The organism is Blastocatellia bacterium (assembly GCA_035275065.1).
In the GTDB taxonomy this organism is placed as follows: Bacteria; Acidobacteriota; Blastocatellia; order UBA7656; family UBA7656; genus DATENM01.
The window spans coordinates 22920-34423 of record DATENM010000154.1 but is presented as its reverse complement, the minus strand read 5'-3'; the positions used below and the strand labels follow the sequence as shown (position 1 = coordinate 34423).

Sequence of the window (11504 nt, the reverse complement as noted above, 5' to 3'; positions counted from 1 at the left end):
GACCGCCACGGCCACGCCGACCAGTACGACGGCGTAGATGTAGAGCAGGTAGAAGGCCGTGACGCCGAGGAGGCCGAACGTGATGAAGACGGGCAGATCGGTACGGCGCACGCGCAGGGCCGACCAGCCTTTGCCGAGGAGAGGGAAGATAATGCCGAGGACGATGGCAAGTACAAGGCCGGCGAGAGCTGCCCGCCAGAAGACCACGGTGAGAGGGGTCAGCCCGAAGGTATCGGTGCTAAGCTTGTAGAACGTGCCAAGGGTCCCCCACAGCGCAGCGGCTGTGAGCACGAGCAAGAGGCCAGTAAGTTGGGGGTTGCGGGGAGTGTCCATTGCGGATTGCGGATTGCGGATTGCGGATTGCGGAAGTAATTGTGCTGATTCAGGTGTGTCGCTGTTCATTGAGCCTTTCCAACCGCCAGCGGCTTCGGCTTGCCCTTTAATCCGCAATCCGCAATCCGCAATCCGCAATCGCCTTTCTGATGTCGCCATGCCAGGTGCCCTCGAAGTTGCGGATCAGGATGTCGGCGTTGGTCAGGCGTTCCCGCGTGACGCGCTCTTCGAGCAGATCGAGGTAAGGCGTTTCGGCGGCGGCGATGCGCTGCAAACCGGCGCGGGCAATTTCAATCGCTTCGCCGGCAATCGCGATGAGTGGCAGGTTTTTGATCGAAGCATCAAGCCCGCGCCGCGCCACGTCCAGCTGAAGCGCCGCATACTCGCCGCGCGTCAGCCGTGGCGCCAGCCGCATGGCTTCTTGCAGCGCCGCCTGGTCGTACATCAAGCCTTTCCAAAAGGCCATCGCCCCCATCACCATCTCGGTCGAGCCACAATCCATGCTGCGCTGCTCGATGTGCGGCTTCAGGCGCGCTTCGGTGAAGATCGTCGTCAGGTGGTCAGTGAAGTCTTGAAAGATTGGCGTCATCGGGCAGCCGCAACCGGCCAGGTACTCGCTGAACGAATGGCCCGCCAGATCAATGTAATCGCCTTCGCGCCGCACGAAGAACATCGGCACACCGGCGACATAATCAACAAACCGCTCGATGCTGAAGTCATCACCGAGACCCACCGGCGACGGCCCCGTGCGGTCGGGGTCGGTGTCGAGCCATGCGCGATAGCGTGTGGATTTGTATCCCGACAGCTTGCCGTTTTCAAACGGCGAGTTGGCAAACATCGCCGCGGCGACCGGCGCCAATCGCGTCGCCAGTTGAAACTTGCGGGCGAGGTCTTCGAGGTCGCTGTAATCCAGATTGACTTGAATGGCTGCCGTGCGGCACATCATGTCCCAGGCGCGCGCGCCGCGCGCTTTCAAGTAAGGCCGCATGATCTGGTAGCGCGCTTTAGGAATCCATCGCTGCTCTCCGCTCTGCCGCAACGGGTCGAAGCCGAGCGTCACAAAGATCAGCTTTTCGACGGCGGCAATCTCAGCCAGCCGTCCGGTGAATTGCCGCAGGCCGCGCTCAATTTCAACCAGCGAAGCCTGCGCCGCGCCCGAAAATTCGACCTGCCCGCCCGGCTCTAAAGTCAGCCTCCCCAGAGGCGACGCGGCGGCGCGGCGGCGCGGCGGCGCGGCGACCGTGGTTCCCTGATCGTATGCTTCTTCTTTCCCCGCGTCCCCGCGTCGCCTCGCCGCCGCGTCGTCGAGCAGAGCTTCGGTGACGTAGCCATGCTCGACGACGCGGCGGCTGATCTGATCGTCAAAGCCGCGGATGACCGCCTGGATTTGTTGCGGGCCGAGGCGTTCGAGCGTGTCGGCAGTGAAGCCGATCAATTCCAGCTCGGCGCCAACCGCCCAGTCACTCGCCGGTCGGCTGCCGGCGGCGAAGAAGCGCGCGAAGTCGGTCGCCGTGTTGATCGCCTCGCCGGGCGCAATCGGTGTGGCCGGAAGGATGAATTGAAATGGCATGGCAGCCTCTCGAAACAATCACCGGCGCGAAGCTAATCGGGACGCAAACTCTATTCGTTATGCCGATGGCATGGCGGCGTTCGCCGTCACGATGCTTGGCTGACCGCCGCCAGCAGGTTAAAGCTGAACTGCTCGGCCTCGTCGTGCCACGTCCGGCGCAACGCGAAGCCGCTATCGCGGGCCATGGCGGCGAGTTGCCCGGCGTCGAACTTGTACGAGTTCTCTGTGTGAATCGTCTCGCCCGCCGCGAACTGAATTTCAAGGTCGAGGGCGCGCAGGCGAATCGTTTGCGGCGCGCGGCTGACCAGATGCATCTCGACGCGCCCTTCGTCCTCGTTATAGACGGCGCGGTGCGCGAACTGCTTGATGTCGAAGTCGCCGCCAAGCTCACGATTGATGCGCGCCAGCAGGTTGAGATTGAATGCCGCGGTCACGCCGAGCGCGTCGTCATAAGCCGGGATCAGGCGGCTTGTCGGCTTCTTCAAATCCGCGCCGAGCAGCAGCGCATCGCCTGTGTCGAGCATTCGGCGCACGGCTCGCAGGAAAGCGCGCGACTCTTGCGCGTCAAGGTTGCCGATGTTCGAGCCGAGAAACAGGGCAATCGTGTGACGGTAATCCTGCTTACTTTTCCCGGCTTCGGCCAGCGCCCCGAGCGCCGTGAAGTAGTCTGCCGCATAAGCCGTGATGCGCAGGTCAGGGTACGACTTCAACAATTCAAGGCTGCTCGATTCGAGGCTGGCCGGCGAGATGTCTACCGGCAGGTAATGCAGCTCGGGCTGGCGCTGCAAGAGCGCATCAATCAGGTAGCGCGTTTTTTCGGCGCTGCCGCTGCCCAGCTCGATCAAGCGCGCCGGGCCGCCCGCGGCTTCAATGATGGCCTCGGCATGACGCCTGAGGATGTCGCTTTCGGCGCGCGTCAAATAATATTCGGGCAGGCGGCAGATGGCTTCGAAAAGTTTAGAGCCGAGGTCGTCGTAGAAGTATTTCGGCGGCAGAGCCTTTGGCCGGGCAGTCAATCCGGCGCGCACGTCGGCGGCGAATTCGTCGGCTGCGCTGTCGCCGACCAGTCGATGAACGGTCAGGCGGTGAGGCGCCGCGGCGCTCGGGTTAGCGGACATTCAACTTTCTCCTCACTGACTCCATCCAATCAGCAACTAACTTCGCTGCTTTGTTCAATGCTATATTAGTTTCGCCAGCGTGCCAACCACGCGGCGGGCGATTGGAATCTGCATCGCATTTGTCGAAGACACGAATAAGGAGAGGCTCTGATGGCTCGTACGTTTGACGTGGACGCGGTCGCCGACCATATGCGCCGGTCGCGCGAGTTCACCCGCGCGATGTTTGACCTGGTGATTGCCGAAAGCGACCTGCGCCGCCCGCCCGCCGACGGGTTTCGCCCCATCCTCTGGCACCTCGGCCACGTCGGCGCCTTCGAGTCCTATTGGGTATTGCAGCGCATCAAAGGCGACCCGACCTTTGCGCCGCGCTATGACGCAGTCTTCGATCCCATTAAAACGCCGCGCGAAGACGCCAACAACCTGCCGCCCATTTCCGAGATCGAAGGCTATCTCGACCGCGTGCGCGAAGAGGTGCTGGGCTTTCTGCATTCGATTGATGATGACCTGTCGCAGCCGCTGCTGCGTGACGGCTACATCTTCAATCTGATCATCGAGCATGAATATCAGCACCAGGAGACGCTTGCTTACCTGCTGCAACTGCTCGCGCCGGAATTGAAAACAGGGAGCAGGAGGCAGGAAGCAGGAGGCAGGAAGCAGGAAGCAGGAAGCAGTTCAGTGGTGGGCAGTTCAACGGATGCAGAATGCCGCACCCTGCCTCCTGCCTCCTGCCTCCTGCCTCCTACTGAGGCCCCAGCGGCTGACATGGTTTACATCCCTGGTGGCGCGTGCGAGATCGGCTCGCGCGGTTACCCGTTCGCTTATGACAACGAACAGCCGCCGCACATCGTCGAATTGAATAGCTTTCGCATAGATCGTTACCCGGTGACCTGTGGCGCGTATGCCGAATTCATTGCCGCCGGCGGTTACCGGGCGCGCGCGCTGTGGGACGATGCCGGCTGGGCGTGGAAAGAAAAGAATGAGGTGCGCGCGCCGCTCTACTGGTCGCGCAAAGACGACGGCGCGCCGTGGCGCGTGCGCGAGATGTTTGCAGAGACCGCGCTCTGCCCCGATCATCCGGTGTCGGGCGTGAACTGGTACGAGGCGATGGCTTATGCGCGCTTCGTAAGCCGTCGTTTGCCGACAGAAGCCGAGTGGGAGAAAGCGGCGTCGTGGGATGCGGCGGCGCAGACGAAGCGCCGTTTCAGTTGGGGCAATGACCCGGCCCGCGCAAGCGTTGCCAATTACAACTTCGCCCGCTGGGGGACGACGCCCGTGACGCTGCACGCGCAGGGCGCGAGCGCTTATGGTTGCGTCGACATGAGCGGCAACGTCTGGGAGTGGACGGCGACGGTCTTCGACGGCTACCCAGGATTTGCCGCCTATCCTTATCCAGAGTATTCCGAGCTATGGTTCGATGGCGACCATCGCGTGTTGAAAGGCGGCTCGTGGGCGACACGATTGCCGCTGATGCGGACTTCGTTCCGCAACTTCTGGCGTCCCGGTTTCCGCATGGCCTTCGCCGGTTTCCGCTGCGCGGCGGACGCCTGAGTCGCAGAGGTTAGCGGCCTTTGAAGCGCGGTGGGCGGCGCTCCATAAATGCCGCCATCGCTTCGCCGAGGTCTTCAGATTGCAGAAAGGCCGAGTTCCAGACCGCAACGTATTCCAGCCCATCTTTCACAGACTTGTCGGCACAGTAATTCATCACGCGCTTGATGCCCTGCACCACCAGTGGCGGGTTGGCCGCAATCTCGCGGGCCATGCCGCGCGCCGCGTCCAGCAAAGCTTCGGGCGTTTCGTAAACTTCGTTGACCAGATTCATCGCCAGGGCGCGCGCCGCGGCAATGTCTTTTCCAGTCAATGCCAGCTCGCGGGTGTTGCCTTCGCCGATGATGCGCGGCAAGCGTTGCAGGCTGCCGAGGTCGGCGACGATGGCCACCTTCACTTCGCGCAGACTGAAGCGCGCCTCTTTCGAGCAGAGCCGCACGTCACAGGCAGCGATCAGATCGAGCCCGCCGCCGATGCACCAGCCGCTGACCGCCGCGATGACCGGCTTGCGACACGCCTCGACGCGGTCGAACGCCTGCTGCATTTCTAAAACCATGTCGAGCATCGCCGTGCGCTCTGCCGCCGGGCGTGCGCCATCAACCGGCTGGGCGAGATTGCCCATCATCGCCGCAAGGTCTAAGCCGTAGCTGAACTGTTCGCCCGCGCCGCGCACGATGATGGCGCGCACCGCTTCGTCACGATCTAAGCGGGCAAAGAGGCCGGGCATCTCGCGCCAGAAGTCCGGCCCCATCGCATTGCCTTTGCCCGGCCCTGTCAAAATGACTTCGGCTACGTGGTCGCTCTTTTCAAGGCGGATGGCTTTGTATTCGTCGCTCATCGCAATCGCTCCTCGCCGCTGATTTTCAGCGCAAGGCTGACGCAATCCGAAGGCAGTGTCAAGCGCGCTAGCAGAGTTCAAATCAAGGTTCAGCCTTTGAACCAGTATTTGGTCTTCTGCGCCCATTCGCTCTTCGGGTACTTGCGGTGCAGCAGGTCGTAGGCCTGCTTCGACATGGCGCCGGTCTGGTCGTTGGCGCAGCCGTAGCGTGTCGAGCGTACTGCCAGGTGCAAGGCTTCGGGAGCGCGCGGGTCGTCGGGCTTGAGATTCGCCCACTTGATGGCTTGGGCGCAGAGATAATTTGGCGCGGTGCCGAGCGCGGCGAGCCGCTTCCACTCGGCGCTTGCCGCCGTCTTCTGCGCGGCGGTCAGAAAGAGCGGCGCGGGGCTGGTCTTGGCAGCCTGCTTGATCGAGGGATTATCTGGATCAGCCGGGCGGCCATACTCACACCACCAGTTGTCGCGGTAGTCGTCAATCTTGTCGAGCGTCACCGTGCGGCCCGTGCCCGGGTCAACGTGTGGCCGCGTGCCGGGAAATTTCAGGATTAGGTAGACGGCGGCGAACTTCTTCGCCGGCTTGTCGGCGGCGGCAACGTAAGCGTCAAGCAGCTCTTTCAGCTCAGGTGCGAGGCTGGCCGCCACGGGCGCCAGCTCGTTTGCCGTCGCGTCGTCGTCCAACAGCGCGGCGCGCACCCAGGTGGCCAGCGCCAGCTCGCGCCGCAGGTGCGTTGCCAGGGTCGTGTTGGTCGCCGCCGCTTTCAAGACCGCGAGCGGCATCGCTTCGTTCAAGGCGCTCGCCGCGTCCGCATCCCAGCTCAGCTTGTTGCGCGCCGACTGCTTCGGCTTATCGGCGTAGTCGCTCATGTCCGCCGGCAACTCTCTGCCGTCTTCGTCATAGCTGAAGCCCGCGGGCACACGCTGCGCGTACTTCAAGAACTCGTCGAGGTTGGCCGCGACTTTCATGCGCAGCGCCATGAATTGATTGAACGCCGATGGCGGCAACGTCTGAGCGTTCGCCGCAAGCAACGCGTCAAGCGCGCGGCGAGCCTCGTCGCGGCGGCCCGCTTCGATGTTCAAACGAAGCGCGTGATAGCTTACAGAAGCGAACGCCGGCGAGCCGGACTTGATTTTAGTTGCGGCTTCAAGGAGCGCGGCGGCCTTCGGGTGCGCGGCGCTGACTTTGGTCAACGCGGCGACCAGCCACGGCGTCGAAGCCGTCTTCTCCCATCGCTGCACGGCGTGTTCGAGCGCGGCGGCGTCTCGCACCTGAAAGGTCAGCGCCCAATCGCTCAGATCATCGTTGTGAACCGCAGCCGGCAGCTTGTCGAAGGTCTTCTTGTTCTCTTCGGTCTCATCTGCGTCGCCCACCAGCCGGTCGAGCAGCTGCGTGTAATCGATCATGCTCTGCTTGAAGGTCGCACCATTGCTCTTCCTGAGCAGGTCGGCGGCAAGCTCCTTCAATCGCTCTTCGGGCGCGAGCCGCAGGCGCACATAATTCAACAGGCCGCGCGCCGACGGATGAAGGGCGCTCTCGCTCTTGTCGGCAATCACTTTGCGAAGCTGCGCCTCGGCGCGTCCGAGCGTCGCTTGATCGGCCACGCCCGCCCCGCCGCTCAAAGTGGCTTTGCGAATCAGCGTGCGCGCCACCAGGTAAGGCGCCAGCGCCCGCCACGGCGATGCGCTGTCGGAGGCGATAGCGTTGAACTGCGATTCGGCTTGATCGAAGTTACCAGTATAGAAATTGGCGGCGGCGATCTGATAGGCGCGGTTGGCGCGGATGGTTGGCGACGCTGAGCCTTCAGCGGGCGACGGCAACGCTTCGCCCTTTTCGCAAGTGGCGAAGACTTGATCCTGCGTGGCGACCCAGTCCTTTGCCTCCGGACTGGCCGGGCCATATTTTTCAATCAGCCGGTTGAGCGTCGCCGCGGCGTTCTTGAAGCTGTCGGCTGTACAGTTCAGATAATTCAAGTAGAGGTCTTTCTTCTCGACCGCGCGAAAGACGCCGATCTCTGGCCTGGCGGCAGTCGTCACTTTGGCGCGCGCGTCGAGCCAGGCTTTCGGCCAGTCTTCGCCGGCCGCGTCCCAGGTCTGCGCCAGGCGGTCGTCCCACACCGCGGTCACGGCTTTCTGCTCGGCGGCGTCGAGCACCGCGCCCGCGAAGTAACGATAGGCAACCACCAGGTAAGAGCGCGCATAGGTCGGCTGCATCACGCCAAGCTCGCCGGCGGCGAATTTAGTAAGCGGAAAGTCCGGGTGCTTTTCATAGGTGAAGACCTGGCGCAGCACGAACGGGCCACAGCCTTGAGCCGGGCGCGTCGTCAGCAGAATACCAACGGCCAGCAGAATAACCAGCAGGATTCGCCAATCAAAAAATCGCTTAGTCACATTCATTACTTTTCCTGAACCTCGCGGATAATTTGCCCGACGCTTTCGGCAGACCAGGGGCGCGGGTTGAAGACATAGACGCGGCGACCGGCGGGCAGCCCGTCAATCGGTTCGTCGGTCGAGATGCCGAGGCTGTGGCGGGCAAGCGGAACGCTGAACGGGTCGCCGGCTTTCAGTCGCATCCGGATGTTTTCGCGGTCGGCGCCCATGCGAAACAGCATCGGCACGGCTTCATCAATCGGCAGGTCGGCGACCCAGTTGTCGCCATAGCACCACGACGCCAGCGCCGTGATCGATAGCCGCACCGCCTTTGGCAGTTGCCCTCTGAGATCAACGAGCAGGGCGCGGTAGAAAGGGCGCTCTGATGTGAGCGCGTCGAAATCGATCTGCACGGCTTCGACGTTTTCGCCGCCGGCCAGCCCGATGAGTTCGGCCACGATGCGGCGGCGCTGCTCGTCTGAATAGAGCGGGCGATTGCCGGTTTCAATGCGTGCGACGGCGACGCGACGTGTGCCGGGCGCAAGCCGCAGCGGCTGCAAGCGCGGGCGGATGATGGTGCGGTCGCCGCGCAGGCGAATGGTTGCGGCCAGATAGGCGACGCCAGTTGCTTGCGGGTTGATGAAGCGCAAATCTTCGGGGCGCTCCCAGGCCCACAAGATGACGCGCGGCAGATCGCTCAAGCGGTCATCGACTGAGCCGATGGAAGCATGGCGGATCGTCGCAAGTGCCGCGGGCCGCCACCGCAGAGCGAGCAGCGCCGCCGTCACGGCGAGCGCCGCGGCCAGGGCACTGAGGATAACGACACGTTTTATTCGCTGCGGGGCCATGCCTGTTTCGTCGTTGACGCCGCCAAGTATAAGCAACCGCGCTGACGAAGGAAAGCCGCCGCCGTCGCGCATGAGGATCGTAGGGATTATGGGATGCAGAAAGGTGTGATAGCTGTGATGAATTCACCACTTCCGCACATCACGTGCGAGCGAACCGAAACCGTTGGGGAATAGTTGCTCAAGCAGATTCAAGTTTTGCGTTAGCCGCGTTGCTTCTTGGACAGCGCGCGCTGTTGCCATCGCAAGCGGAGGACGCGCCGTCATATACACAGCTCGCTTGAGTTGCAATTTGATTTCACGAAGGGTGGCACCGAGCCTTTGCGTTAAAGCCGCTTCGGTTGCTTGCGGGTCAGTGCCGCAGAGATACCAGGCTTCGATTGCCGGCACGGCCAGCCCAATGGCCGTCTTGACGGGCAACCGTCCGGCAATGGGCTGAAGGCGCATCTGGGTTTGCGTTATGGCCGTGCGCAACAGACAAACTTTACAGAGATCGAGCGCCCCATCCGGCTCATCATGCGCGCGTTCGTGAACAGGCGAGTTGTCCGAATCCACGACGACCACCAGCGAATCGGCGTTCGTGCGATAGTGCAGATGTTTGAGGACGTTTGGCAAAACATCGAGCACCGCCGGCCAGCCGGGAGGAAAGAGCAAAGGGAAAGCCATCCTCTCTGTTTGCTCACCGAGTAGCGCATCGACGAGAATGCGGATGGCGGCGGCGTCCGCAGGCGATTCGCTAAGGATGGCGAGCTTCATGGCTGCGCGGGAACTCCCCCAAGAATGCCGCTGTACCAGAGGTCGCTCAACCTTGCGCCTTCCAGTATCTCGTCAATGTTGTCCTGATCCGACAGCCGCTCGAACCGCGCCTCTTGCCCGATCTTCTGGGCAATGACGATTTCTTCGGGGTGGTCTTTGAACAAGTCGAGCAGGTAGGGCGAATGTGTTGTCGCAATGACCTGCACCGGCTCGCGCTTCTCACCAAAGTCCGCCGGGTAGCTTAATCGATAGAGCGCATCACGCACATCACGCAGCAAGCGCGGGTGAATGCCGCGATCCGGCTCTTCGATGCAGATGATTGGTGCCGGGTCGGGGAGGTATGCGAGCGTGAGCAAAGCAAGCGCGAGGAGCGTTCCTTGTGAAAGTTCAGAAGCCGGAATCTTGTGATGTCCCTCACGCTTCCGCAGTCGGATAGAGCGGAACCCGGCCTGCGGTGTGTCAAACAGGATGCGATCATATTCTGGCAACCACCTGCCTAATTCCTCATTCAATGCCTCGAATCTCTCTGGCGCGTTGTCACGCAGGCGGTCAAGCACACCGGCTAGATTAGCACCATTAGAATCTAGGGTCATGCGCGGCACAAGCTGTGTAGGTGTTGCTATTGCTTGGGCGTCAAAAGAATAGACGCGAATAGCTTCTAAGATCTGATCCAGCTTCAGACGATACTCAGATCGCAGTGGATAATTGCGAGAAGGAAATGGATGAGAAAACCATGTCGCAACCGTCTGCGCCTCCCCCAATGATTTGCCCCAATTAATGATGACCTCAACAGCTTGTTCTGTTGGATTGATCCCGGCGGTAATTATCTTCGAATAGTCTACGCTCTCAAGATTCCCAACCGCTTGCAGCGCCTGCATCGCGGTGCTCTTGCCGCTGCCATTCGGGCCGACGATCAGCGTGAATTGACTCAAGGGCAGCTTCGCATCGCGCAGGGCCTTGAAGTTCTTGAACTCGACCGACTCAATCATCATACGATTGCCTCTGGGTGTTGGCGTTCTGCCAGCAATTATACTCGCCTTGATGCGCCTGACCAGTGGCGCCGCACGACTTTGCCTTTCGCCGTGGCGAGCCACTACAATGATGTTGCAGATAGCCGAGCCGGCTGACCGCGCCGACGCTCGCGGCAGACGGGGCGATTCCCACTTTACGACATGCCGAAAAAAGCGCACAGACAACGCATCCTGACGCGCAGTTTCATGTCATTCATGGATAATGACCTGACGACGGCGGCAGCGGCAGTCTCTTACTTCTCGATGCTGACGCTGTTTCCGATGCTGCTGCTGCTGCTCACCATCGGCAACCACCTGCTCGGCCCGGCGACCGTCGAGAAGTACATCATCGGCCAGGTGCTCGCCTTTCTGCCGGGAGCGCAGAGCTTCGTGCGTAAGAACCTCGAATCGATCAGCAACATCTCGACGGGCGTCATCGTCAGTTGCGTCACCGTCATGCTGTGGGCGGCGTCGTGGATGTTCACGGTCATCGAGAAAGCCTTGAACCGCGTCTGGGGCACCTACCCGCGCGCCTTCCTGCGCGGGCGCGCATGGAACATCGCCGTGATGGGCTCGATCTTCGCGCTGCTCGGCGCATCGGCCTTGTTCACCGCCTTCGTCACCGGCGCGCAGGCAGCGGCACAGCGCATCCCGCTAAAGCTCGGCCCGTGGATCACGCCGTTTTCCGAGTTCGCCTGGCAGATGGTCTTTATCCTCGTCAGCCTGGCGGTGACCGTCACGCTCTTCACCTTGCTCTACAAGCTGCTGCCGAATACGCATGTGCCGTTTGTCGAGGCGCTGACCGGCGCGGTGCTGGCCGGGGTCTTGTGGGAAGCGGCCAAGTTCGGCTTCGCCTACCTGCTGCCTTACTTTCACTACGACCTGCTGTATGGCTCAATCGGCGCGGGCGTGGCGCTGCTGTCGTGGGTTTACCTGTCGAGCGTGATTATGCTCTTCGGCGCGCAGTTCACGGCGCTGGTGCATCGCGACCACCTTTACGAAGCGTCGCACAAGAAACCGCCCGACAGCACCGACGACCTTCCCGCCGAAGAGGTGAAGCTCGAAGGATGAAAGGCTTTGACGGGGTGACGTGGCGACACGGGAACACGGCGAGAGAGCCGCATTG

The 11504-nt window shown here is 61.9% G+C and carries 10 protein-coding genes; 2 read left to right on the top strand and 8 right to left on the bottom strand.

Going from position 1 to position 11504, the window contains the following annotated elements; translation table 11 throughout:
* From VJ464_29125 to egtD, 3 genes are all read right to left on the bottom strand, one after another.
* The coding region (locus VJ464_29125; protein HKQ09221.1) for an EamA family transporter at positions 1–402 on the bottom strand (402 nt) is incomplete at its 3' end.
* 37 nt (positions 403–439) lie between these two features.
* Complete coding sequence (locus tag VJ464_29120; protein HKQ09220.1) at positions 440–1903, bottom strand: glutamate-cysteine ligase family protein; 1464 nt, start codon at positions 1901–1903, stop codon at positions 440–442.
* A gap of 86 nt (positions 1904–1989) precedes the next feature.
* Positions 1990–3021 carry an L-histidine N(alpha)-methyltransferase gene (gene egtD, locus VJ464_29115; GenBank protein HKQ09219.1) on the bottom strand — a complete coding sequence of 344 codons (1032 nt, stop codon included), beginning with the start codon at positions 3019–3021 and terminating at the stop codon, positions 1990–1992.
* Between the two features lie 150 nt (positions 3022–3171).
* Here egtD and VJ464_29110 point away from each other — a divergent pair, with 150 nt between their 5' ends.
* Positions 3172–4569 carry an SUMF1/EgtB/PvdO family nonheme iron enzyme gene (locus tag VJ464_29110; GenBank protein HKQ09218.1) on the top strand — a complete coding sequence of 466 codons (1398 nt, stop codon included), beginning with the start codon at positions 3172–3174 and terminating at the stop codon, positions 4567–4569.
* 10 nt (positions 4570–4579) lie between these two features.
* On the opposite strand, the gene VJ464_29105 is transcribed toward VJ464_29110, so the two are convergent.
* The 5 genes from VJ464_29105 to VJ464_29085 all read right to left on the bottom strand — a co-directional run bounded on the left by VJ464_29105 (position 4580) and on the right by VJ464_29085 (position 10360).
* A complete protein-coding gene (locus VJ464_29105) occupies positions 4580–5404 on the bottom strand; it encodes a crotonase/enoyl-CoA hydratase family protein (GenBank protein ID HKQ09217.1) in 825 nt (274 codons plus the stop codon).
* Positions 5405–5493: 89 nt separating this feature from the next.
* Positions 5494–7788: a hypothetical protein gene (locus tag VJ464_29100; protein ID HKQ09216.1), complete on the bottom strand. Its 2295-nt coding sequence runs from the start codon at positions 7786–7788 to the stop codon at positions 5494–5496.
* Between the two features lie 5 nt (positions 7789–7793).
* Positions 7794–8615: a DUF3142 domain-containing protein gene (locus VJ464_29095; GenBank protein HKQ09215.1), complete on the bottom strand. Its 822-nt coding sequence runs from the start codon at positions 8613–8615 to the stop codon at positions 7794–7796.
* A 123-nt stretch (positions 8616–8738) separates the two neighbouring features.
* Positions 8739–9368: a hypothetical protein gene (locus tag VJ464_29090; protein ID HKQ09214.1), complete on the bottom strand. Its 630-nt coding sequence runs from the start codon at positions 9366–9368 to the stop codon at positions 8739–8741.
* Complete coding sequence (locus VJ464_29085; GenBank protein HKQ09213.1) at positions 9365–10360, bottom strand: AAA family ATPase; 996 nt, start codon at positions 10358–10360, stop codon at positions 9365–9367. The genes VJ464_29090 and VJ464_29085 overlap by 4 nt, the downstream gene beginning before the upstream one ends.
* A 225-nt stretch (positions 10361–10585) precedes the next feature.
* On the opposite strand from VJ464_29085, the gene VJ464_29080 reads away from it, so the two are divergent.
* On the top strand, positions 10586–11449 hold the full coding sequence (locus VJ464_29080) for a YihY/virulence factor BrkB family protein (protein HKQ09212.1): 864 nt from the start codon (positions 10586–10588) through the stop codon (positions 11447–11449).
* Positions 11450–11504: the final 55 nt, after the last annotated feature.

What these genes read in the sequence shown, in the direction of transcription:
- VJ464_29120 (HKQ09220.1), bottom strand. Translation starts at nt 1,903, where the DNA reads ATGCCATTTCAATTCATCCTTCCGGCCACACCGATTGCGCCCGGCGAG.
- egtD (HKQ09219.1), bottom strand. Translation starts at nt 3,021, where the DNA reads ATGTCCGCTAACCCGAGCGCCGCGGCGCCTCACCGCCTGACCGTTCAT.
- VJ464_29110 (HKQ09218.1), top strand. Translation starts at nt 3,172, where the DNA reads ATGGCTCGTACGTTTGACGTGGACGCGGTCGCCGACCATATGCGCCGG.
- VJ464_29105 (HKQ09217.1), bottom strand. Translation starts at nt 5,404, where the DNA reads ATGAGCGACGAATACAAAGCCATCCGCCTTGAAAAGAGCGACCACGTA.
- VJ464_29095 (HKQ09215.1), bottom strand. Translation starts at nt 8,615, where the DNA reads ATGGCCCCGCAGCGAATAAAACGTGTCGTTATCCTCAGTGCCCTGGCC.
- VJ464_29090 (HKQ09214.1), bottom strand. Translation starts at nt 9,368, where the DNA reads ATGAAGCTCGCCATCCTTAGCGAATCGCCTGCGGACGCCGCCGCCATC.
- VJ464_29085 (HKQ09213.1), bottom strand. Translation starts at nt 10,360, where the DNA reads ATGATGATTGAGTCGGTCGAGTTCAAGAACTTCAAGGCCCTGCGCGAT.
- VJ464_29080 (HKQ09212.1), top strand. Translation starts at nt 10,586, where the DNA reads ATGTCATTCATGGATAATGACCTGACGACGGCGGCAGCGGCAGTCTCT.